Source organism: Pseudoalteromonas ulvae UL12, from assembly GCF_014925405.1.
Classification (GTDB): Bacteria; Pseudomonadota; Gammaproteobacteria; order Enterobacterales; family Alteromonadaceae; genus Pseudoalteromonas; species Pseudoalteromonas ulvae.
In genome coordinates this window covers 222359-247104 of record NZ_AQHJ01000022.1, presented here as the reverse complement: position 1 = coordinate 247104, position 24746 = coordinate 222359, and the positions used below count along the sequence as shown (strand labels likewise).

Annotated in this window: 21 protein-coding genes; 17 read left to right on the top strand and 4 right to left on the bottom strand. The window is 42.0% G+C overall.

Going from position 1 to position 24746, the window contains the following annotated elements; all coding sequences use genetic code 11:
- Positions 1-2: 2 nt before the first annotated feature.
- From prfA to kdsA, 7 genes are all read left to right on the top strand, one after another.
- Entirely contained in the window at positions 3-1088 is a 1086-nt protein-coding gene (gene prfA / locus PULV_RS03365) for a peptide chain release factor 1 (RefSeq protein ID WP_086742936.1), read from the top strand.
- Positions 1089-1090: 2 nt separating this feature from the next.
- On the top strand, positions 1091-1933 hold the full coding sequence (gene prmC / locus PULV_RS03360; protein WP_086742937.1) for a peptide chain release factor N(5)-glutamine methyltransferase: 843 nt from the start codon (positions 1091-1093) through the stop codon (positions 1931-1933).
- Positions 1934-1985: 52 nt separating this feature from the next.
- Complete coding sequence (locus tag PULV_RS03355) at positions 1986-3527, top strand: response regulator (RefSeq protein ID WP_086742938.1); 1542 nt, start codon at positions 1986-1988, stop codon at positions 3525-3527.
- Positions 3528-3530: 3 nt separating this feature from the next.
- Positions 3531-3908, top strand: coding sequence for a SirB2 family protein (locus PULV_RS03350; protein WP_193330933.1), 378 nt, complete (start codon positions 3531-3533; stop codon positions 3906-3908).
- Positions 3909-4128: 220 nt separating this feature from the next.
- Complete coding sequence (locus tag PULV_RS03345) at positions 4129-4923, top strand: tetratricopeptide repeat protein (RefSeq protein WP_086742940.1); 795 nt, start codon at positions 4129-4131, stop codon at positions 4921-4923.
- 20 nt (positions 4924-4943) lie between these two features.
- Positions 4944-6197, top strand: coding sequence for a DUF819 family protein (locus PULV_RS03340; protein ID WP_193330932.1), 1254 nt, complete (start codon positions 4944-4946; stop codon positions 6195-6197).
- A 10-nt stretch (positions 6198-6207) separates the two neighbouring features.
- Positions 6208-7056: a 3-deoxy-8-phosphooctulonate synthase gene (kdsA, locus tag PULV_RS03335; RefSeq protein WP_086742942.1), complete on the top strand. Its 849-nt coding sequence runs from the start codon at positions 6208-6210 to the stop codon at positions 7054-7056.
- Positions 7057-7140: 84 nt separating this feature from the next.
- On the opposite strand, the gene PULV_RS03330 is transcribed toward kdsA, so the two are convergent.
- Complete coding sequence (locus tag PULV_RS03330) at positions 7141-7407, bottom strand: hypothetical protein (RefSeq protein ID WP_086742943.1); 267 nt, start codon at positions 7405-7407, stop codon at positions 7141-7143.
- A 212-nt stretch (positions 7408-7619) separates the two neighbouring features.
- Here PULV_RS03330 and PULV_RS03325 point away from each other — a divergent pair, with 212 nt between their 5' ends.
- The 9 genes from PULV_RS03325 to nhaD all read left to right on the top strand — a co-directional run bounded on the left by PULV_RS03325 (position 7620) and on the right by nhaD (position 15662).
- Positions 7620-8531: a transcriptional regulator GcvA gene (locus PULV_RS03325; RefSeq protein WP_086742944.1), complete on the top strand. Its 912-nt coding sequence runs from the start codon at positions 7620-7622 to the stop codon at positions 8529-8531.
- On the top strand, positions 8531-9154 hold the full coding sequence (locus PULV_RS03320; RefSeq protein ID WP_193330931.1) for an alpha/beta family hydrolase: 624 nt from the start codon (positions 8531-8533) through the stop codon (positions 9152-9154). The genes PULV_RS03325 and PULV_RS03320 overlap by 1 nt, the downstream gene beginning before the upstream one ends.
- The gene (locus PULV_RS03315; protein WP_086742946.1) at positions 9147-9518 is read left to right on the top strand and encodes a DUF423 domain-containing protein; all 372 of its coding nucleotides are present in this window, start codon (positions 9147-9149) and stop codon (positions 9516-9518) included. Before PULV_RS03320 ends, PULV_RS03315 begins: the two co-directional genes overlap by 8 nt.
- Before the next feature lie 33 nt (positions 9519-9551).
- Positions 9552-10637 carry a 23S rRNA (cytidine(2498)-2'-O)-methyltransferase RlmM gene (rlmM, locus tag PULV_RS03310; RefSeq protein ID WP_086742947.1) on the top strand — a complete coding sequence of 362 codons (1086 nt, stop codon included), beginning with the start codon at positions 9552-9554 and terminating at the stop codon, positions 10635-10637.
- Between the two features lie 236 nt (positions 10638-10873).
- Positions 10874-11314 carry a hypothetical protein gene (locus PULV_RS03305; RefSeq protein ID WP_086742948.1) on the top strand — a complete coding sequence of 147 codons (441 nt, stop codon included), beginning with the start codon at positions 10874-10876 and terminating at the stop codon, positions 11312-11314.
- Positions 11315-11528: 214 nt separating this feature from the next.
- Positions 11529-11882 (top strand): hypothetical protein, encoded by a 354-nt coding sequence (locus PULV_RS03300; RefSeq protein WP_086742949.1) that lies wholly within the window; start codon positions 11529-11531, stop codon positions 11880-11882.
- A 180-nt stretch (positions 11883-12062) separates the two neighbouring features.
- On the top strand, positions 12063-13262 hold the full coding sequence (locus PULV_RS03295; RefSeq protein WP_176365128.1) for a serine hydrolase domain-containing protein: 1200 nt from the start codon (positions 12063-12065) through the stop codon (positions 13260-13262).
- A 281-nt stretch (positions 13263-13543) separates the two neighbouring features.
- A complete protein-coding gene (locus PULV_RS03290; RefSeq protein WP_193330930.1) occupies positions 13544-13855 on the top strand; it encodes a hypothetical protein in 312 nt (103 codons plus the stop codon).
- Between the two features lie 349 nt (positions 13856-14204).
- Positions 14205-15662: a sodium:proton antiporter NhaD gene (nhaD, locus tag PULV_RS03285; protein WP_086742952.1), complete on the top strand. Its 1458-nt coding sequence runs from the start codon at positions 14205-14207 to the stop codon at positions 15660-15662.
- 329 nt (positions 15663-15991) lie between these two features.
- Here the strand turns inward: nhaD and PULV_RS03280 are convergent, their stop codons facing one another.
- From PULV_RS03280 to cysZ, 3 genes are all read right to left on the bottom strand, one after another.
- Positions 15992-18805: a bifunctional aconitate hydratase 2/2-methylisocitrate dehydratase gene (locus PULV_RS03280; protein WP_193330929.1), complete on the bottom strand. Its 2814-nt coding sequence runs from the start codon at positions 18803-18805 to the stop codon at positions 15992-15994.
- Positions 18806-19530: 725 nt separating this feature from the next.
- Complete coding sequence (locus tag PULV_RS03275; protein WP_193330928.1) at positions 19531-20313, bottom strand: PhzF family phenazine biosynthesis protein; 783 nt, start codon at positions 20311-20313, stop codon at positions 19531-19533.
- A 93-nt stretch (positions 20314-20406) separates the two neighbouring features.
- The gene (gene cysZ / locus PULV_RS03270) at positions 20407-21138 is read right to left on the bottom strand and encodes a sulfate transporter CysZ (protein WP_193330927.1); all 732 of its coding nucleotides are present in this window, start codon (positions 21136-21138) and stop codon (positions 20407-20409) included.
- 178 nt (positions 21139-21316) lie between these two features.
- On the opposite strand from cysZ, the gene PULV_RS03265 reads away from it, so the two are divergent.
- Positions 21317-24730, top strand: a complete 3414-nt coding sequence (locus PULV_RS03265) for an AAA family ATPase (protein ID WP_193330926.1) — start codon at positions 21317-21319, stop codon at positions 24728-24730.
- Positions 24731-24746 lie beyond the last annotated feature (16 nt).

Genomic DNA, 24746 nt, shown 5'->3' with positions numbered 1-24746 from the left:
AAATGAAAGAATCCGTTTATCGCAAGTTAGAAACGCTGGTTGAGCGTTATGAAGAAGTCCAAGCGTTACTGAGTGATCCAAGTGTGATTAGCGACCAAGATCGTTTCCGTGCCTTATCAAAAGAATACTCTGAGCTTGAAGATGTCACTAAAGCGTTTAATGCGTATCGTCAAGCTGAAGAAGATGTCGAGACAGCAGAAGAAATGCTAAAAGACAGTGATCCTGAAATCCGAGAAATGGCCCAAGAAGAATTTAAAGCAGCCAAAGCACAAATAGAAGTATTAGAAGACGATTTGCAAGTACTTATGTTGCCAAAAGATCCAAAAGATGACAACAACGTCTATTTAGAAGTCCGAGCTGGTACTGGTGGTGATGAAGCCGCTATTTTTGCGGGTGATTTATTCCGTATGTACAGCCGCTTTGCTGAAATCCAAAAGTGGAAAGTTGAAATCGTTAGTGCCAATGAAGGTGAACATGGTGGCTACCGTGAAGTGATTGCCAATATTGTTGGTAATGGTGTTTACGGTAAATTGAAATTTGAGTCTGGCGCGCACCGCGTGCAACGTGTTCCAGAAACTGAATCACAGGGACGGGTTCATACTTCTGCATGTACCGTTGCTGTAATGCCTGAAATTCCAGAAGCCGAAGCAATCGAAATCAATTCGGCAGATATTAAGGTTGATACATTCCGTGCCTCAGGGGCGGGTGGTCAGCACGTTAATAAAACTGATTCTGCTATTCGTATTACCCATATCCCAACAGGGGTCGTGGTTGAATGTCAGGATGAGCGTTCACAGCATAAAAACCGTGCTAAAGCGATGTCAGTACTTGCATCACGTTTGCAACAAGCTGAAGATGAAAAGCGTCAAGCAGAAGAAGCAACCCAGCGTCGTAATCTAGTTGGCAGTGGTGACCGCTCAGAACGTATTCGTACTTACAACTACCCGCAAGGGCGTATTACGGATCACCGCATTAATTTAACCCTCTATAAATTGAATGAAATCGTCGGTGGTGACCTATCGCCTGTTATCGATCCATTAGTTCAAGAGCATCAGGCCGACTTATTGGCTGCCATGAGTGACGATTAATCGTGACCATTTCTGTTGAAAAAGCATTGGCCGATGGCGCCAATGCTTTTGCACGCATCAGTGAAACCGCAAAACTTGATGCCCAAGTATTATTGCTCGATGTATTGGACAAACCGCGAAGCTATTTATTTACTTGGCCAGATAGCTTATTAACATTCGAGCAACTGCAGCAATTCGACACTTATTTACAGCGCCGTTTAGCGGGCGAGCCTATTGCTCATATTATCGGCTATCGTGAGTTTTGGAGTTTAAAACTTAAAGTAACACCAGATACACTCATTCCTCGTCCAGATACTGAAACCTTAGTCGAAGCTGCACTGAACCTGCCAATCAATCAAACAGCCAAAGTATTAGACTTGGGCACCGGGACAGGCGCTATCGCGTTGGCACTTGCATCAGAGCAGCCATCTTGGCACGTTGTTGGTTGTGATCGCATCGAAGCTGCGGTTGAACTAGCTGTTACAAATCAAACAAATTTGTCTATAGACAATGCCTCGTTTGTACAAAGTAATTGGTTCAGCGCGTTTGCGGGACAAAAATTTGATCTGATAGTTTCTAACCCGCCGTATATAGAACAAGATGACCCACATTTAGCGCAAGGTGACGTCAGGTTCGAGCCATTATCCGCGTTAGTTGCACCTGATGATGGTTTAGCAGATATCACCACAATTGTGAGCGATGCCAGAGATCACCTGCAGACGGGTGGTTACTTATTGATTGAACATGGCTATGACCAAGCGCAACAAGTAAGTGCAATCTTTACGAAAATGGCATATAAAGAGGTGACCACTATCAAAGATCTTGGTGGTAATGATCGCGTCACCCTAGCGCAGTGGCACACTTAGGTCTATGATATTCAATGAAACTTGAGCAATAGCAGTTAAATAAGGAAGCACCATGGCCAATGACTTTTTATTTTCCGAAGAACCCGAAAAGCCAGCAGAGCGAGTCAATCAAGGGTATTGGAAAATCATTATTGTTGATGATGAGCCAGAAGTGCATGCAGTCACCAAACTGGCGCTCAGTGACTTTGAATTTCAAGATAAGAAACTCCAGTTTATTAGTGCTTATTCAGGCAAAGAAGCCAAAGAAATCATAGTTCAACATCCTGATGCTGCGATTGTGTTGCTCGACGTGGTGATGGAAACGGATGACGCAGGCTTAAAAGTCGCACAGTTTATTCGTGAAGATGCGAAAAATTACCATGCACGAATTATCCTTCGTACAGGGCAACCAGGGCAAGCGCCAGAACGCCAAGTTATCGTGAACTACGATATCAATGACTACAAATCTAAAACAGAATTAACCGCACAAAAATTGTTCACTGTGGTGATGTCTAGCTTGCGCTCGTATCGCGATATTCTTTCGATTGAAAAGTCTCGCCAAGGGTTAGAAAAAATTATTATCGCCTCTCGCAATATCTTCTCTGCTCATTCAATGGATAATTTTATCCATGGTGTGATGCAACAGCTGACCTCGATATTAGGCACTGTAGATGAAGCAATGTACGCAACTTCACTTGTTGCCAGCAATCCTGATGATGCAGATCCTAAGTTGGTTGTCTTTGCAGGCCAAGGAGATTTCGAGAAAAGTGAAGGGAAACGAATCGAAGATGTGTTGTCAGGTGAGCAACTATCTGCCTGTAATGAAGCGTTAAAAAAACAAACTATCGTATACAAAGATAATTACTTGTTCGCCTTTTGTTCAAGCCGTTGTAACCATAATTCAATGTTGTATGTTTCGGGGATCCCCAAGCAACTTAACAATGTGCATAAAAACTTAATTGAGATTTTTGCGCAAAATGTGCAGGTGGCTTACGAAAACGTCCAATTACAGTCAGAGATAGAAGATACACAACGCGAAATCGTGTATCGCTTAAGTGAAGCTGTTGAGCAGCGCTCTGAAGAAACGGGTAATCATGTGAAGCGTGTCTCGCTTATCTCTTATGAGCTGGCGTGTGATTATGGTTTAACTGAAGCAGAAGCCGAAACCCTTAAACATGCCGCTCCGCTGCATGATGTGGGTAAAATTGGCATTTCAGACACGATATTGCATAAACCAGCCAGTTTAGATGATCAAGAATGGCAAGTGATGCAATCTCATGCGCTTAAAGGGCATGAGATTTTAAAAGATTCGCGCCGTTCAATTATCCAAGCAGGTGCTTTACTGGCCCGTGATCATCACGAAAAATGGGATGGTTCAGGATACCCAGAAGGTAAAAGTGGTGAGCAAATCCATATCTTTGGTCGTATTGTCGCATTGGCCGATGTCTACGATGCACTTCGCCATGAACGCTGTTATAAAGCGGCTTGGTCACTCGATAAAGTAGTCGAAGAAATCACCATGCAACGCGGACGTCATTTCGAGCCTAAATTAGTTGATATATTTCTTGCCAATATCGACAAATATGAGCATATCCTGACTGTTTACTCTGATTAATGTATGCTTGATTACGCAAGTGCTAAGGTGGTGCATGTAAGCTTATTGAGCTTAAGTGTTGGGCTTTTTTACTTGCGTGCATTATCACGAATTTTCTCACTTAAAATCGTCGGTAATAGAGGTATTTATCTGCTCAGTCACAGCTTTGACACAGCTTTATTACTTAGCGGGCTGTATCTTCTTTACCTTACTCAGTGGGATCCGTTTACCCATCTTTGGTTAGCCGAAAAACTCTGTTGTTTACTTCTTTATATTGGACTTGGGTTTGTGTTAGCAAAGCAAACACACATTTACAGGCAATACACCTTGTTAGCGCTCGCGACCGGGTGTTTAGGGTTGATTGTTTACCTCGCGCGAACGAAGACCCCAGTGTTTTTTTAATCTAGGCTCAAGGGCGGGTTGAATTTTTTAGTCGAATCGTTTGCTTTGAATAAATGAACAACAACTCGCAGCAAAAACAACCTTGAAAGATCAACACCCCCACACTCAAACCTGAATACTGGAAAAAAGCAGATTTTATGCTACGCAGGGGTGAAAGCCTTATGCAAAGAAGGTAAACTGGTAGCCATTTTATGAATTATTTAGAGTTGTATCAAAATTCATGTCAGATATTTGGTTAGATGAGCACGAAGATGAATATCTTACGCCTATCTATAGTTGTTTAAAGGTCGAGCGTCATTGGCAGCCAGAGTGCGACTTATCGGTCAGTCTCGATACGCTCGATACACTTGTCGCACAAGCGATCACTGTAAGTCATAGTTTTCCTAATACAGATGAAGCGCTCAATGGCGTGGTTGATTTATTTTATGGCGAATGGGCATTTAGTGGCACCAATCAAGCGATAGCAGAGAGTAAACTCAATACGATCTCTTATGCTTTAGGGTATCGGACAGGGAGCAGCTTTGCGTTAGCGATGATCCTCAATTACGTGCTAACAGAGACAGGGTTTGCCTCTGAAATTGTGGTTGAAGATGGTGAGTTAGTGATTCATGTTATCTGTAGTGATCAAGAAGGGTATTTTATTGACCCCGTTTCAGGGCATCAAACATGGTATGTCAAACCTGAAAATGGCAGTGATGAAGAAACCAGCGATTACTTTCAGCATATTCCACCGGATGATTTGGTTAAGCTCTTTGTTGGCCATCAAAAGTGGGCGTTTATTAGTGAAAAGCGCTATGCTGACGCGCTCAATTGTGTTGAATTTCTGATGGAGTTAATCGGGGATGATCCGTATGAGCGTCGTGATCGTGGTTATTTATTGCGCCAACTCGACTGCCACAATATTGCTCGGGATGATTTTGAGTTTTTTGTCAGCGAATGTCCTGATGATCCAGCTACCGAGCTTATTCAACATCAATTAGAAGAAATGGAATATCAGCATAATACGCTGCATTAAAATAATAATTAGGAGATAACATGGCCGATCCGCACAGCGCGTTAGTCACCAATGACGCAGTCGTTCTTGGTTTATTAGCCATTATTTTGGGTTTTGTTTTTAAAACATCTCATAGCCAGCAGCCTTTTTGGCAAACGTTCTACAAATACGTGCCGGCGTTATTGTTATGTTACTTTTTACCGTCGTTACTCAATACCTTTGGTATTGTCGATGGCCACAGCTCAAATGTATATTACGTTGCATCTCGTTTTTTACTTCCAGCTTGTTTAATTTTACTGACCATTAGCATTGATTTAAAAGCAATTTTAAATCTAGGCCCCAAAGCGCTCATTATGTTTTTAGTGGGTACGCTGGGAATTGTAATTGGCGGCCCCATCGCTATTTTAGTCGTCAGTATGGTCAACCCCGACATCGTCGGTGGCCATGGGCCTGATGCTGTTTGGCGTGGCATGACCACTGTTGCTGGTAGTTGGATTGGCGGCGGTGCAAACCAAGCTTCGATGAAAGAAATGTTTGAAGTGGGAGGCGATATTTTCTCAGTAATGGTCACTGTTGATGTCATCGTCGCGAATATTTGGATGGCCGTGCTGTTATTAATGGCGGCGAATCATAAAAAAATCGATGCGGCCACAGGTGCCGATACCCGTGCCATTGAAGATTTAAAGCGCCGGGTTGAAGCCTATCATGCTGAGCATGCGCGAATGCCCACTCTTAACGATTACATAACCTTAATTGCTATTGCGTTTGGTATTACTGGTTTTGCGCATTTAATGGCGGATATTTTAGGCCCATACTTTGGCAACAACTTTGCGTGGGCACAAGAGTATAGTTTAAACAGTAAGTTCTTTTGGCTTATTGTCATTTCAACCACCATAGGGATTGGTTTGTCGTTTACAAAAGTACGCCAAATTGAAGCCTTTGGTGCGTCAAAAGTGGCCTCGAGCTTTTTATATATTTTAGTGGCCTCAATTGGCTTGCACATGAACATTACCGCTATTTTTAATAATCCTGGGCTGTTTTTAGTTGGAGCCATTTGGATGTTGATCCATGCGAGCTTAATGTTGATTGTTGCAAAAATGATTAAAGCACCGTTATTTTATATGGCGGTTGGTTCACAGGCGAATGTGGGTGGCGCTGCGTCCGCTCCCGTAGTTGCATCCGCATTTCATCCATCACTTGCGCCAGTGGGTGTGCTTTTAGCCGTACTGGGCTATGGTGTGGGAACGTATATGGCCTATATTTGTGGCTTAATGATGCAAGCAGTTGCACCATAAGGAAATTAAAATGAATACTGATATTATTAACATCCAATCGCTAGAAGTGGCCAATGATAAACCGTTTGTGCTATTTGGTGGCATGAATGTCCTAGAATCTCGCGATTTAGCAATGCGCATTGCTGAGCACTACGTTGAAGTCACCACAAAATTGGGTATTCCGTATGTGTTTAAAGCCTCGTTTGATAAAGCGAATCGCTCATCGATTAATTCATATCGTGGTCCGGGTATGGAAGAAGGATTGAAGATTTTTGAAGAAATCAAAAAGACCTTCAATGTGCCATTAATTACTGATGTTCATGAACCGCACCAAGCGGCTCCTGTGGCAGAAATTGTCGATGTAATTCAGCTACCTGCTTTTTTAGCACGTCAAACCGATCTGGTCGTTGCGATGGCAAAAACAGGTGCAGTTATTAACGTGAAAAAACCACAGTTTTTGGCTCCACATGAAATGCGTCACATTATTCAAAAATTTAAAGAAGCGGGTAACGAACAGGTTATCTTGTGTGAGCGCGGTTCAAGTTTTGGGTATAACAACTTAGTCGTTGATATGCTAGGGATGGATGACATGAAGCAACAAGCCCCAGTTATTTTTGATGCGACGCATGCATTGCAACGTCCAGGTGGACGCAGTGACTCTGCTGATGGTCGTCGTGCACAGGCTGCAGAGCTTGCACGCAGTGGTATGGCACTTGGGATTGCTGGTTTATTTATTGAAGCGCACCCGAACCCAAATGAAGCTAAGTGTGATGGTCCATGTGCATTGCAACTTGATAAACTCGAAGGCTACCTCACGCAAATGAAAGCGGTCGATGACTTAATTAAAAGCTTTCCACCGCTAGATACCAGTGCGAGCTAAAGCTGAGTAAGCAATCATTACGCATTGTAGTTATAAAAATGGAGGCTAAACGCCTCCTTTTTTGTGCCTGCCATACATTAACGCTTAATCAGATAAGCGTGATGATGCGGCTGATGTTGGCTGAGTGTTTGGGTTGATCTTTGTTGTTGCTTTACTGGTTGCCGTTGATTGCTCGATCAGCGGGGGCATTAACAGTGGGTCGGTGTTGATCGTAAATGAAAAATTGTGCGTTAGCTCTTGTTGCAGACTGTTGGTCACCAATTGTTTGATTTGCAGATCAGCCGACTGGGTATCGACAACGCTTTGGAGGGGGCTTAAGCTCAATGCCATATACAATGCAAACGTATTCATATCATCCTCGATATTCAATACTAATACTTATGCAAGTTGGGGACATAAGTATTAGCTAAGTTAAAATTTATCAAAATTCAACATAGGCCAAACTCTTGGTTGGAGAGGTTTCCTTGGCTTCGAGTAAATATTAAGCAAATAAATTGTCTTTTAACAACGATCATTTATAATGCGGTCAGATAAAAAAAACTAATGAATAAAACAGGTCAGGCATGTCTAGACGATTACCCCCGCTCAATGCACTCAAGGCCTTTGAAGCAGCTGCACGTAATCTCAGTTTCACAAAAGCGGCAGAAGAGTTATTTGTAACACAAGCAGCAGTGAGTCACCAAATTAAAACCCTAGAAGAACATTTAGGGTTAAAACTTTTTTTACGAAAAAATCGCTCTTTATTGTTGACCGAAGAAGGGCAAGCGTATTTTCTTGATATTAAAGATATTTTTACTCAGTTGGTGGATGCAACTGAGCGTTTACTTGCCCGCGGCGCAAAAGGGTCGATTACGGTCAGTTTGACGCCTAGTTTTGCCATTCAATGGCTGATCCCACGGCTTAATTTATTTAATGAAGCTCACCCTGAAATCGATATCCGTATCAAAGCACAAGAGCTCGAAGAAAACTCACTCACCGATGATGTCGACGTGGCGATTTATTATGGCCGAGGTCACTGGAATGGTGTGCAAACTCATAAGTTGCATACTGAGTATTTAGTGCCATTGTGCAGCCCAATGTTATTAAATGGCCCTAAACCATTATTCAATATCAATGACTTAGAAAAACATACGCTGTTACACGATACCACCCGAAAAAATTGGAAAACGTGGATGAAAACAGCAGGGGTACGTAATATTAAAGTGAATGCGGGGCCGATTTTTAGTCACTCCTCGATGGTGCTGCAAGCGGCTATTCATGGCCAAGGTGTGGCGCTGGGTAACAGTGTGTTAGCCCGCCCAGATATCGACTCTGGCCGATTAGTGATTCCATTTAGTCATACCCTTGAGAGTAAAAATGCCTTTTATTTAGTGTGCCGCGAGTCGCAGTCTGAGTTAGGTAAAATTGTCTCGTTTAAAGAGTGGATGCTTAGCATGGTTGAAGTTGAACAAATTGAAGCAGGATTTGTAGAATAATGACAATACAGTGGTTTAAACACCCTGAGCCGTGCGCTCAATTTATTTTTGCCCATGGTGCTGGGGCAGGCAAAGAGTCTGAGTTCATGCAAGCTATGGCGGCTAAACTCGCTCATTTAGGGATAAACGTTGGATTATTTAATTTTGAATATATGGATAAAGCCATCGCGCTTGGGCGCAAGCAACCTCCACAAAAAGCCGATAAATTGATTGCATATTTTAATGACATATTGTGCCAAACCGAGCCTGATTTACCGCTTTTTATTGGCGGAAAATCAATGGGAGGACGTATAGCTTCGTTATTAGCCTGTGAGCGGCATGTAAAAGGCGTCATTGCATTCGGATATCCGTTTCATCCACCGGGGAAACACGATAAACTGCGCACCGCCCATTTTTCTGAGCTCCTTGCACCTTTATTTGTGATTCAAGGGGAGCGCGACACCTTTGGGGATCGCGAGTTTGTCAGTGCGCTTTCGCTCCCTAAAACGGTCACTGTGGATTGGATTAATAATGGTGATCATTCACTCGTTCCGACTAAGCGCTCGGGTTTAACCCCAGATCAAAACTGGCAACATGCGGCTTCGTTGGCTGCTGCGCATATCAACGAGGTGCTCAATGGTTAAATGGATATTGATTGCAGGGGGCGTATTTGCCGGCCTGGCAGTTATTTTGGGGGCATTTGCTGCTCATGGCTTGAAACAGAGTTTATCGCCTTCAGCGATTGCGGTATTTCAAACGGGTGTGCAGTATCAAATGAGCCATGCTTTAGCGCTGATATTGTTTGCATTATTGGCTAAACAAGGCGTGCCATTGCAGTGGGCTGCAGGTCTGCTTTGTGCTGGGATTATCTGCTTCAGTGGTAGTTTATATTTGTTGGCAACCACAGGGGTCAAGTGGTTTGGGCCCATCACGCCACTCGGAGGGTTGATGTTTATCCTTGGCTGGGTGGTGTTTGTTTATCAAATTATTCGTTTTGAGTTTAAGTAACTCACTTTTTATTTACGTAAGGTATAAAAGTTAATGTCCTGTATTGTTATTTATTGTCGTCCCGGGTTTGAAAATGATGCCGCAGCAGAGATCACACATCATGCTGCAGAGCACAATGTCGGTGGCTACGTTAAAACAAAACCCAATACAGGGTTTGTGATTTTTCAATGTTTTAGTGCAGATGACAGCGCGTTATTAATTAAAAAAGTCCGTTTTGCACAACTGGTTTTTGCGCGTCAATGGTTTTGCGGTGTGGCAGTTGAGAATATGCCCATTGAAGATCGCGTGTCTGCAATTGCACAAGCTTTTGCCCAGATGCCAAAAGGCTCAGAGTTACGTGCAGAAACCCCAGATACCAACGAAGGTAAAGAGCTACTCAAGTTTTGTAAAAAAATCAGTGTGCCGCTTCGCAACAAGTTAATTAAACAGCATTCGTTAGTCAAAGATGGCCCTAAAAAGCTGCCGACTCTGCATGTGTTGTTCTTGGATAATGCCAATGCCTATGTGGGTTATTCTTTTAACGATAATAACTCTGATTTTTTTATGGGGATCCCGCGTTTAAAGTTCCCAAATGCAGCACCGAGCCGTTCAACCTTAAAGCTTGATGAAGCTTTTATTGTCTTTGTGCCAGATGATGAAAAAGAAAAACGGATCTGTGCGGGGATGCGCGGGGTTGATTTAGGCGCTTGTCCAGGTGGTTGGACGTATCAGCTAGTGCGCAGAGGCATGTTTGTCCAAGCGATTGATAATGGCCCGATGGCCGAGTCGTTGATGGAAACTGGGCAAGTGAAGCATTACACTGTCGATGGCTTTAAGTTCCGCCCCGATAAACGCAATATCGATTGGCTTGTATGCGATATGATTGAAAAACCAGATAAAGTCACTCAGCTGATGATTGATTGGGCAGTGAATGATTTTGTAAAAGAGATCATCTTTAATTTAAAACTGCCGATGAAAAAGCGTTTTGATACAGTTTATGAGTGCATTCAACTGATCCATTCAGAACTAAAAAAATACAATGTCGACTTTCAATTACAAGCGAAACACTTATACCACGACCGCGAAGAAGTGACCGTTCATTTGCGCATTTTAAAAGTGCCACAAAAACTGTATAGCTAATTTTTTCAACGAGCTAAAAAGTATGAAAGCCGAGGTAACTCGGCTTTTTTGTGTTCACTAGCCCATTGTAAAGAGTACGTTTTTGTCGTTTACATTTCGAGTTAAATGACGTTACTCCTGAGTCTGCTTGCCTGTACTACAGTTCCTTACAATTAAGGAACATAATTCATACATTTTTCTCTTTAATCATTCCCTATTATGTACATAAGCCATATGCATATATTGAGGGAATAAAAATGAAACGACTATTTATCGCATTACTTTTTTTAAACGGATGCGCGACACAAGATATAGACAGAGCGGATCAAAATGAAATAATTAAGGAATTGTATGTGTCCGTTGAATCTATAAAAAATGTCATGCTTTCATCGAATGTCAAGACAGGAATTGTTGGTGGAGCTGCGGTAGGTGTGATTGATGAATTAGATGGTAATCATGAAGATATGATTTCTGGAGGCCTTGCGGGAGCGTTAGTTGGAGGGATTTTTACTGCACTATTTGAGGGGAGTAATGAAGCCTATAAATATTCATTAAAATCAACCGAAGAAGGCGAATTTACTTTAATCCAAAAAGAACTAATCGATACTGAATCGGGGTGTGCAAAGTTAAGATTAGGTGCTAAAGCGACTCTTTCATCAGCTTTAAGAGAAAATTGTTATATTCAACCAAATCCTTGATAAATTACATCATTAGCTCGTTTGTTGGCTTGACAATCAATAGGCTATTTTGAACAGAGTGCTAAAAGTATCAATCAAGCTAGTATAACTAAGCACACCTCAAACCGACTAAATAATTGAATCAAAATAGGAACTCAGTTATCGTTTGTTGATTAATTAAAACAAATTTAAAACGAGTTAGTCTGCAGGCTCGTTAGCCACATAAGGAAATTTGATGATTCTGCTTGCTTCGTTAATATTGGTTTTTTGTGGCCTGATCCACTCGGTATTAGGTGAAAAGTATATTTTAATCCGCTTGTTTAAACGCGATAACTTGCCTCATTTATACGGCAGTGATGTATTTACCAAAGGTACGTTAAGATTTGCTTGGCATGTTACGTCATTTGCTTGGTTTGGTTTCGCTGCTTTATTGGTATCTTATAGCCCTGAAAGCACAAGCCATTTATTAAATGTTGTAGCGGTGGTGTTTTTAGTGAGTTCAATCTGCTCGGCATATTTTACCAAAGGTAAGCACTTTTCATGGGTGTTATTTATGTTGGTCAGTATATTGTGTTACCTGAGCGTTTAGCGGCTAACAAACAGGTTAAGTTGCTCATTAAGTTCGAGAAACAAACCTTATTCAGGCTTGGTGTGGCTTTAAACAAACATAACAATCGTGGTCACCTGCCGTTGCACTCGCAACAAGTTCCTCGCTGTTTTGGTCGGTATGGCTGCACTTGCCGATATATTTGAGTTATGAATGAATCTTATGAAGAAAGATTACTTATTTAAACTGCTCATTATTATTGCATTTTTATTCTCCAGTAGTGTGCAGGGAGAAAAACAAGCAAACAAGCGTGTTGATTACCACTATAAATATCAACCTATGCTAGATAATCTTATCTCTAAGCACATCCCCGGTGCGGTACTCTTGGTTGAATCAAAAAGTGGTTGTTACATTGGTAGTGCTGGTTTTAAAGACTTAGAAAAAAAGAGGCCAATGACAACCGATGTTGTCATACCCAATGGCAGTGCGGGTAAAAAATTAACTGCGCTTTTGGTGGCTATGTTGGCGGATGAAGGCGTTATCAGTCTCGATGCACCTATAAATCAATATCTTGACAGTCAGTTACTAAGTAAAATTCAATATTCAGACAAAATGACTTTGCGGCAGCTGTTAAATCACACCAGCGGAATTTTTGAATATAACGACGCTGGTGAGTATGATTTTTTTAAAGCGCAATACGCTCTAAAAGATAAAGTGACTACAGACATGTTTCCTTTAAGCTTTGCATTGAACCAACCAGCCGACTTTAAGCCTGGAGAAGGGCATTCATATTCAAATACGGGTTATGCATTAGCTGGAGTAATTTTGGAGCGCGTATTAAAAGCACACCCGTCAAAAGCTATTAGAAATAAAGTTTTGTTACCATTAAACATGACATCCAGCTATTCAAAGGGTGTTGAAGAGCATAAACCTGAGCCGGCTTCGGGGTTCTTTATAAATGATGAAGATCCAACTTTTCCACTGCCAATGAATGTGTGGTTTGATACTAAAGAAATTATTGGAACAACAGCCACGTCCGATGCTCCTTTGGCTTCAAGTGTTAATGATATGGCTAAACTATTAAGAGCTATTGTGGTTGACAATAATGTCATTAGTCCCAGCGTAAGGGTGGACATGATCGGTGAAGATAATTTGGTCGAATCTAGTGGGCCACGATTTTATCCTTCATCAGACTTTTATTATGGGCTTGGTATTTGGGTGGAAAAAGTGAATGGGAAAAAATTCTATCACCATGGTGGTACAGAGTTTGGCTATTTTACTCAAAATATTTATATACCTGATGGTGATATAAGTATTACCGCATTTGCAAACTGTGGTGTGAACGCGCATTGTGAAGAGAGGTTTCAAGATTTCACTTTTGAAGTTTTAGACTCGTTTTTAAATATTGGACGAAGTAAGTAACCGTTGGTTTGCACTGCGCGGTTTAGCCTAAGTGAATTTTTCTGCTTAGCTAAGCGTTGCGCTCACCAATCGTAAGCTTGTTTAATCTTCAAGCTATCTCTGGCTGATTGGTTTTTTCAGTTGTTCCGGTTGCGGTGGAGATTGTCGAAACGTGAGTCAAATAAACGCGTAACCTACGTATAATATTTACTTAACTGGCCAGTATTTTTCGTAAATGTTAGCTATGCTTATACGTGTTCATAGCGTTGGCTCGATGCCAAAAACAAACAAGGATAGTTTCGATGACGTCAATTCTCATCACAGTGGCACCCGTATTTATAATATTGTCAATTATCATTCAATTAAAACTCTCAGAGAGAAGCAGTTATTTACTGATTGTTTTGATGGGAGCGTTAACCCCCATACTGGTTGATTTTTATTATTGTTCGATGGCAGATGAACAATGTAAAACCGATGCGTTTTTGACCATAGGGTTTATTTTTCTTGCGTCCTATATCATTACTTTGTGTTCTGTAATTTACGCTGTAATGCCTGATAGATTTAAGAGATTAGACTCACTTAGTTGCTCGCAAGAAACAAAACTGAACGTATAAAACGTAACCGCTTATGTGGTTTTGCTGTGTAGTCTTAATAGCCAGTGATTAGGGTCAGTTCTTTAACGACTTTTAGCTAAACATACATAAGCGAAAGTTATGGCAAAACCAAGTTGCTGTTTCAATAATGGCTCATCTGCACTTATCGGTATGAGCCTCATTTCTTTGTTTATTTTGACCGTTGTGAACTCCTCTATTTAACTCAATTAAGCACATTTTTGTGTGTTATTTTCGCTATTCGTTAAAAATGCTGAAATTTCGACTTCTGTCGTATGCAGGTTGTTAATTTTATGTGTTAAAGTGCGCGCGATTTATAACAACTCCTGTCACTTCTATACAAGGCATCACGATGAATAATAAGTTGTATTTATGTCTATTAGTGCTCAGCTCTTTGCTGTTCACGCCATCTTTATTGGCTGCATCCACCACCGGCGGGCAGCCCCTTGATTTAACAACCAGCACGGTAGGCTTTATTTGTATCGCTATTTTTGTATTGGCCTATGCGCTGGTTATGCTTGAAGAAAAACTTCATATGCGTAAATCAAAACCGGTGTTAGTGGCAGCGGGTTTGATTTGGATTCTAATCGGTAGTTATTACATTAATAATGGCATGCCGGGTGTGACAGAGGCGGCGTTTAGGCATAATTTACTTGAGTTTGCTGAGTTAATGCTGTTTTTATTAGTAGCCATGACTTATATCAATGCGCTTGAAGAGCGACGTGTTTTTGATGCGTTACGCGCTTGGATGGTGCGAAAAGGCTTTAGTTATCCTGCTTTGTTTTGGCTAACGGGCTGGTTATCGTTCTTTATTTCTCCTATTGCAGATAACTTAACCACGGCCTTATTAATGTGTGCAGTGGTGATGAAAGTTGCAGAGGGTGATAAAAAGTTTATTAATTTGTGTTGTATTAACATAGTGATTGCAGCGAATGCGGGTGGGGCATTTAGTCCATTTGGTGATATTACCACCCTGATGGTGTGGCAAGCTGGTAAAGTGGAGTTTATAGAATTCTTTGCTTTGTTCTTACCTTCAGTGACGAATTATTTAGTGCCAGCGGCGGTGATGAGTTTCTTTGTGGAGCGTAAACAACCCGCAGCTGCGCAAGAAGACGTCGAGCTAAAGCGCGGTGCGATCCGTATTTTATGTTTATTCTTACTCACTGTTGCGACCGCTGTGTTGTGCCATAGCTTACTGCATTTGCCTCCGGTATTAGGCATGATGATGGGCTTAGGTTATTTACAGTTCTTCGGTTATTTCCTTCGTATGACACTTCCAGGCTCATTGGCTCGTAAAAAAGCTCAAGCCGAAAGTAAGGGAGACGACAAACGCTTGCAGTCGTTAGGCAGTGTGGTGCCGTTTGATGTGTTTGCTAAAGTCTCTCGTGCTGAGTGGGATACCTTGTTATTCTTTTACGGCATTGTTATTTGCGTGGGTGGACTGGGCTTTTTAGGTTATTTAACCTTGATGTCTGAAGTGCTGTATGGGGGCATGTCTGCCACCACAGCAAATGTTCTACTCGGGCTGATTTCAGCAGTCATCGATAACATTCCTGTGATGTTTGCAGTGCTAGCGATGTCGCCGGAGTTATCCCATGGTCAATGGCTGTTAATCACATTAACAGCAGGGGTCGGCGGAAGCTTACTCTCTATTGGCTCTGCTGCGGGTGTGGCATTGATGGGCCAAGCCCGAGGTTATTATACTTTCTTTGGGCATTTAAAATGGGCGCCCGTCATTGCTCTTGGTTATGCCGCGAGTATTCTTGTACATCTTTGGATCAATGCAGAGCTGTTTAGCATTTATTCATAAGGTTAAAAAAGGGAAGCGTTAGCTTCCCTTTTTTATATAAAACGCCAGAAGATAAAAACACCAGCTAAAGGGAAATAATCTTCAAGGCTGATTGTGCATAGCTCTATTGCCAACATGATTCAGTTCGAATGTGACTATAACAATCCCGAGGTGGCTGTTAATAGCGGGTAATTAGGTGATGTAAAATGCATGGTAAGTTTACAAAGAAGCCTAGTGTCATCCATCAGCTGATTGTCAGCTAAGTCAGTTTAACGTCGAGTAGAACTACTTTTTTAGGGCATAAAAAAGCGCGTTATAAACGCGCTTTTTCGTTACTTAATTCTTAAGAATTAGTTAACAACCTTTACAGGTACCACTTGTCCAGCATTGAACTTAGTTGTCATTGCTTCTTCAACAGGGGTAAATGCAGTCAGGTCAATGCCTTCTACTGCAGCTTTATACTCGTCCATTGAAGGGAAACGACCTAGTACAGTTGAAAGAACAACTAACGGGGTTGAACCCAGCAAAGATTCACCTTTCTTTTCAGTTGTATCGGCTACAACACGACCTTGGAAAAGACGCGTTGATGTTGCGATAACTGTGTCGCCAGGTTCTGCTTTTTCTTGGTTACCCATACATAAGTTACAGCCAGGGCGTTCTAGGTATAAAATATTTTCGTATTTTGTACGTGCCGCTGTTTTAGGTTTCGCATCGTCAAATTCAAAACCTGCGTACTTAGATAGAATATCCCAATCGCCTTCTGCTTTTAGTTCATCAACGATGTTATACGTTGGTGGCGCAACAACTAGCGGAGCTTTAAACTCGATTGAGCCATTTTTCTTTTCAAGGTTACGTAGCATGTGAGCGATGATCTTCATATCGCCTTTATGAACCATACACGAACCAACAAACCCTAAGTCAACTGGCTTGTCGTTATAGAAAGATACAGGGCGAATGACATCGTGGGTATAACGCTTGGATACATCGTCATTGTTCACGTCTGGATCGGCAATCATTGGCTCAACGATTTCGTTTAGATCAACGACCACTTCTGCGAAATACTTCGCGTTGTCATCTGGTGCTAATGCAGGTTCTTCACCTGATTTTATTCCAGCAATACGCTTGTCAGCTAAGTCGATAAGACCTTGAAGTGTTTGCGCTTTGTTATCCATTCCTTTGTTGATCATGATCTGAATACGGCTTTTAGCCAGTTCAATTGATTTGATCAGTGTTTCGTCGTTTGAAATACAGATTGAAGCTTTTGCTTTCATTTCTGCAGTCCAGTCAGTGAAGGTAAACGCTTGGTCAGCCATTAACGTACCAATGTGCACTTCAATGATGCGACCTTGGAAAACGTTCTCACCACCAAATTGCTTCAGCATTTGTGCTTGCGTGGCGTGTACAACATCACGGAAGTCCATGTGCTTAGCCATTGCGCCTTTAAACGTGACTTTTACTGAGTCAGGAATTGGCATGGCTGATTCGCCTGTAGCCAGTGCAATTGCAACCGTGCCAGAGTCGGCACCAAATGCAACACCTTTAGACATACGAGTATGCGAGTCACCACCAATAATGATTGAACGGTCATCAACAGTGATGTCGTTGAGTACTTTGTGAATAACGTCAGTCATTGAATGGTAAATACCTTCAGGATCACGTGCAGTGATCAAACCGAATTTATTCATGAACGCCATTAGCTTAGGAATGTTTGCTTGTGCTTTGCTATCCCAAACCGACGCAGTATGACAACCAGACTGGTAGGCACCATCAACAAGAGGTGAAATCGTTGAAGCAGCCATAGCTTCAAGTTCTTGAGAGGTCATAGGGCCCGTTGTATCTTGCGAACCAACGATATTCACTTTAACACGCACATTTGAGCCCGCGTGAAGTGGAGAGTCAGACAATACACCTACTGCATTACGGTTGAAGATTTTTTCAACCGCTGTTAGGCCTTGGCCTGCGTGTGAAATTTCTTTAGATGGTGCATAAACAAGTGGTGTAGCAATGCCTAAAGTTTCAGCAGCAAACGTTTGTAGTTTTTTACCGAAAACAACAGCGTAAGAACCACCTGCTTTCATGAACTCAACTTTTTGCGGTGTGAATGCTGATGATACATCAACTAATTCTTTGTCACCGTTATAAAGTTTTTTCTCTTTAGTATTAATGGTTAACACAGTACCCGTTGCAACAGAGTAAGCTTCTTCAAGCACAGCATCGCCATTTGCATCGGTGACTGTATTGCCATTTTCATCGGTTTTCTTCACCCAGTTTTTAAGGTCAAGACCAATACCACCGGTTACATCAACCGTGGTTAAGAAGATTGGCGCGATACCGTTAGTACCAGCAACAACAGGAGCAATGTTAATGAATGGCACGTAAGGACTTGCTTGTTTACCGGCCCAAAGTGCAACGTTGTTCACACCCGACATACGTGATGAACCTACGCCCATGGTGCCTTTTTCAGCAATCAGCATTACTTTTGCATTTGGGTGCTTTTTCTGAAGTTCAACGATTTCTTGTTGCGCTTCTTCTGTGATCATACATTTACCGTGTAATTCACGGTCAGCACGTGAGTGTGCTTGGTTACCAGGAGACAATAAATCTGTAGAGATATCGCCTTCACCAGCAATGTAAGTGACTACGTCAATTTTTTCTGCGATTTCAGGTAGTTTGGTGAAAAACTCAGCTTGTGCGAAGCTTTCAAGTAATTCTTTAGCAACAGCGTTACCTGCTTCATATGCTGATTTTATACGCGCCATGTCAGCATCGTATAAGAATACTTGAGTTTTAAGTACGTCAGCGGCTTGAGTTGCAACGGCTGCATCATTACCTAATGCGAGTTCAAGTAGCACTTCGATTGAAGGGCCGCCTTTCATGTGTGAAAGCAATTCAAAAGCAAACTCAGCAGTGATTTCTGCGACTGATTCTTGACCTAAGATTATTTCTTTAAGAAATTGTGCTTTCACGCCAGCAGCGCTAGTCGTACCTGGCAATGTATTGTAGATAAAGAAGTTTAATGAATCTTTACGGTGCTCATTCTTTGTATCTTTAATTTGAGCGATGATTTCAGATAGTAGATCTGCACTATCGATTGGTTTTGGGCTTAATCCAAGTTCCGCTTTACGGGTTTGGATTTCTTCCATGTATTCTGTATACAAACTCATAGAAAACTCTCGGTATTTTAACTAGATATGAAGTTAAGCATTTTAACTGATTTTACAGTGTCTCGTAATGCCCTATTGAAAAAGCTTTTTTTACCAGCACACTAAAAGCTGGTTTTACTTGCGATATTTTGACGATACCTTTTACACGGCTGCAAATTGTATCGTACTTGCATAATAATTTGTATATATGAAATAAATGTTCACTATCAATATCGTGAATACTTATCTGTTTCACTCGTTAACGAGTGCAAAGCACACTCTCTATCAATTTTCGACCCTAGATAAGCGAGTGTCATAGCGCAACCATTGCCAAATCATGTATCGCTAGACCTTAAATTTAGCAGTTTTATGGCGAGATATAAAAATTATTGTCAATTGAACAACAAAATCGATTCTCCATACTCATATGGGTCGTAATCGGTGTTAAATTTGAGCATGCTTGTGTCGATTTTTGGTGTATTAAATAATGGGCATTGCTATTGCTGGTGGGAGTTAGCTTAAAAAATTGGCATTTAATCTTAAACAGGATTTCTGTATCTAAATAGTCACTTGCTTGCACTAAAATAAGGTGATTTGTTTGGCTAGTAATTTGCCTAGGTCTATGTGTCGTTTCAAGCGATGTGCTGATCGTAGGGTTAACATCAATCTTTCATTGAGTGTTGCAGATAGAATAACCGATAAAACGATGTTCTTAATTTTCGGTTATTCTATCTGCGTTGATATTATCAGGCTAAATATACTTCGCCTTTTAAATAAAGGTTTGCTCTGCCACTAATTAACACCCGATCACCTTTGAGTTCACAGATTAAATCACCGCTGCGCTTTGAAACTTGTGTGGCAGTGAGTCGAGTTTTATCAAGTTTATTTGCCCAGTAGGGCGCAAGGACTGTATGGGCAGAGCCCGTCACCGGATCTTCTTCTACTCCGACATTTGGGCCAAACCAGCGAGACACAAAATCAACCGTGTCGCCTCGGGCGGTTGCAATCACACCGCGTAAAGGTAACTGAGACAACAAGGCAAAATCAGGTTTGAGTTCGCGAATGGTTTGCTCATCTTTAAATAACAGCAAATAATCATCAGCCGATAAAATTTCAAGGGGCGTTTCCCCAAAGGCAGTCAAAAGAGGGGCTTTGACCGAGCATTCTTTGGCATGGTTAGCTGGGAAATCCAGTTCAAAGATACCATTGTCGTGTTTGACGGTTAAGAGCCCTGAGCAGGTTTTAAAACGCATTGTCTGCTCTGGGTAATGGTACTCGTTCACCAATACCCATGCGGTGGCTAACGTTGCATGACCACACAGGTCGACCTCGGTTGTCGGAGTGAACCAACGTAAGTGAATATGGTCGCTGTCCACAATGTAAAAAGCAGTTTCAGATAAATTGTTTTCGGCGGCAATCTGTTGTAACTGCTCGTCACTGAGCCAAGCATTGAGTGGCATGACTGCAGCAGGGTTGCCTTTAAACTGGTGCTCTGAAAAAGCATCAACTTGAAATATTGGGATCCTCATACTCACTTTCTCCTTGTTATTATTAATTGTTGGTTCAGTGGCAAGTGTATTAGCTTAGCTCAATACACCGCATGTGCGACTGAGTCATCGTAATTACTCATTGCGATAGTCGTGTCTAAATTGCTCGACCCATAAACGTGTTGCGCCACACACTGCAACAGGCATCACAATCAGGTTTATTATTGGTATCATAGTAAATAGCATGACTGCAAGACCAAACCCATAAGATAACCCTTGATTTTGCTTGAGTTTATGGCGTGTCTCGGTAAATTTTATTTTGTGGTTATCAAACGGGTAATCATTGTACTGCACAGCAAACATCCAGCATGTAAAGCCTATCCAGAGAATTTGCCCTGCGACAGGTAAAATCCACAATAAGATAAAAAAGCCGATCGCTTTTGGTAGATAGTAGAGCAATTTACTGAGTTCGCGGCCCAGCATACGCGGCACATCTTTGAGTAAATCGGCAAAACCATCATCATTGACGCGTTGACCTGTGAGGTGAAGCTCAACTTTTTCTGACAATAAGCCATTAAACGGGGCAGCGATAAAATTGGTGATCACTGAAAACACAGTCGAATAGGTGAATAAAATCACTAAAATTGCGATAGGCCAGATTAACCACTCAAGCCAGCTTAACCAACTAGGTAAAAAGTCATTGAAGTAAGCGATGCCTTGGGTTAGCCAGTCGACAATAAAAAAGAGCGAACCACCGAAAATCAGTAAATTGATTAACAGCGGAATAAACACAAAGCGTTTAAGCCCTTTATTTGAAATTAAATTAAATCCACTTAAAAAATATTGAAAACCTTGAGAAAGTTGCATTGTCTACCACCGAGGAATTTTTTTTCATTATAAGGGGCGATATTTTTAATGGGAATAGTGTGAGAAGTTGATTTGTAACACCATGTTGCATAACGGGGCATACAAATGATGGCAAAAGTATTAAAATTGCAAGGCCGATCTGCTACAGTCAACGCTGTCGAACTTAATAAATAATAAGATGCGCTTAAGCACTATAAAATTAGCTGGTTTCAAATCCTTTGTAGAACCAACCAAAATCCCTTTTCCAGATAAAATGACCTGTGTTGTCGGGCCTAATGGCTGTGGCAAATCGAATGTCATTGATGCTGTGCGTTGGGTACTTGGCGAAAGCTCAGCGAAAAATCTGCGTGGTGATGCCATGACAGATGTCATTTTTAATGGTTCGACAAACCGTAAACCTGTGTCACAGGCCTCAGTTGAATTATTGTTTGATAATACTCAAGGGTATTTAGCCGGCTCGTTAGTTGACCGAAATCAAGTCGCAATCAAGCGCCTCGTCACTCGCGATGGCCAGTCCTTTTATTACCTCAATGGAACTAAATGTCGTAAACGAGATATCACCGATATCTTTTTAGGCACAGGTTTAGGCCCGCGCAGTTACGCGATTATCGAACAAGGGATGATTTCGCGTTTAATCGAAAGTAAGCCACAAGAGTTACGGGTGTTTATCGAAGAAGCAGCGGGCGTATCTAAATATAAAGAGCGACGACGAGAAACCGAAACGCGCCTTCGCAGCACCAAAGAAAACCTCGAACGTTTACTCGATTTGCGTCAAGAGTTACAAACCCAGCTCGACAAACTCACCGTTCAAGCAGAGCAAGCAGCGCAGTATCGCGACTTAAAACAACAAGAGCGCCAATATAAAAGCGAACTTGCGGTGTTGCGTTGGCAGCAACTTAACGACAAATCACAGCAAACAGAATCTACCTTAACGGAACTTGAGCAAAAAATTACATTTTTTAAACAGGCGCACTCAGGTCATGATGATGTGTTGTTGGCTTTAAAAACAGCACTCGGTGAGATAGAAGCTCAATTTCAAACTGCCCAGCAGCAGGTCTTTTTACTGGCCAACCAACATACCAAATTTGAACAACAAAAAATCAGTTTGCAGCTGCAACATGCTGACATTACCGCGCAGTTATCAACCTCACAATCTCAGCAAAGCAAAAATACTGTCACTCAGCAGTCTTTAGCGCAGCAATATCAAGCTGCGCAAACTCAACTCGACGACGCAGAAAAGGCCATCGACATACAACGTGAGCAAGTTGAATTACTTGATGCGGCTCTTGATGAGTTGAGTGAACATGAAGATGGTTTATTTACACGCTGGCAAGATGCGCAGCGGCAAAATCATCAAGTTGAAAAGCAATTACAAACCAGCCAACATCAAGTTCAAGCTGCTCAGTTGAAATTACAGCAGCTACAACAGCAGCAACAAGATAAACAGCAACAATTATCAGCCTTACAGCAGCAAGACTTACGGGCAGAGCTTGATGTGCTCAAAGCGCACGTTCAGCAGTGTAAAACGCAGCTTGCAAACGATAAAGCAATACAAGAACAGGTCGAAAACGGCTTGCACGAAGCCCAGCGTATGCTGGATGTTGCATTGCAACAGGTTCGCACTCAACAAAAAGAGCTCACCACCTTAAATGCGCATTTAGAGGCGTTAGGTGATGTGGTTCAGGTAGAGCAACAGAGTCATTCACACACAAATGTGTTGCATCAGCTTGAGGTTCAGCCAGGATTTGAGTGTGTGATAGAACAAGCGCTGACTCAGTTTAGTCATGCTCTGGTTAGAGAAAACCAATCAGGTGAGGGCTCTGCTATTTGGCCAAGTGATTACACAGCGCCTGACAACGCGCTCAGTCAATTCATTATTTCTGGGGTGTACCCGCAGTGGCTTGATCGTATTTTATATCTCGACAATTCTGATCAATCGATTGATTGGGAGCAGCAACAATGGATAGGTGCGATGGCTTCATCGGGTCTTTTCATTGGCCCTAATTGGCATATTGAACCAAATGAGCAGGCGCATACTGACTCTATCTTATTAAAGTTAAGAAAGATCTCCGAGTTTAAAATACAACAACACGCGGTTGAACAACGACTCAATGATAGCGAGCGAAAATTAACCGAGCAGCAACGGCAAGTGACAGAGTTTAATCAGCAATTAGCCGATATTAAACAGACCATTCATACAGCCGCACAACAAGATGCCGCCTTACAAAGTAAAATTGAAGTTAAAACTGCCTCGCAACAGCACTGGCAGCATCAATATGACCAATTAGTCACATCGATTGCTGAATTTAGTGACACTGAGCAGACCCTAAATCTTGATTTAGAGGCTGCGCTTGATGCTCAAACCGAATTAGAGATGAATGTTGATGATATTGTTTTGCGTGCGCAATCCGCAGAGCAAGCGTATCAAAGCCATAAACTGAATATTAATCACCAGCAGAGTACGTTAAATCAAGCCAAAGCGCAGCTGCATAAACAGTCTCTCAATATTGAAAGCCTCAAAAGTGCTTACCAACTGATAGTGCAACAACAAGCAACCGCACAGCAAAGTGAGCAGCAGCTAGCTGCGCAATGTGCACAGTTGATAATGCGATTAGATGAGATGGCGCTTCCTCTGGAAGATGTTGCCCAGTCAATGCAAGAAACACTTGAGCAAGAAGTGATTGCGCAAACGCATCAAGTCGAGATGGAGCAAAAACTTGCGCAAAAGAAAGAAGAGCTGCAGCAAAAAGAGCAAGGTTTACAAGCGTCGCAGCAGCAACTGCTTGCCTTAGAAGCCCAGCGCCAAGATTTAGCATTGGCCCTACAGGCAAGTCAATTAAAAGCCAGCGCAGCGCTTGAACCCTTGAGTGAATTGAATGTGCAACTCAAAGACGTCGTTGAGCAACTCAGTGCTGATGCCAACCCAACACGTTGGCAGGCTCGATTGAATCAAGTGAGTGACAAAATACGCTTGCTTGGGGCGATTAACCTTGCGGCGATTGATGAATTTGAACAAGCCAAAGCGCGTAAAACATATTTAGATGAGCAATATCAAGATTTGGTCGATGCACTGGACACCTTAGAAGGTGCAATTGGAAAAATCGATCGTGAAACGAAAAGCTTATTTCGCCAAACGTTTGATCAAATCAATCATGACTTAGCTGATTTATTTCCCAAAGTGTTTGGTGGCGGGCAAGCGTACTTAGAATTAACCTCAGATGACATGCTTGAAAGTGGTGTCACTATCATGGCGCGCCCACCCGGTAAGAAAAACTCTACAATTCACTTGTTAAGTGGTGGAGAAAAAGCGCTGACCGCATTATCATTAGTGTTTTCTATATTTAGGCTTAATCCAGCGCCATTTTGTATGCTGGATGAGGTTGATGCTCCCCTTGATGACGCAAATGTCGGGCGTTTTTGTCGTTTAGTTGAAGAAATGTCACAAACGGTGCAGTTTATCTATATTAGCCATAACAAAGTGGCGATGGAGATGGCCGGGCGATTGACGGGTGTCACGATGGCAGAGCCTGGGGTGTCAAGAATGGTTTCTGTTGATATAGAACAGGCCGTTGAGATGGCAAAAGCTATTTAAAATCAATGAATAGTTT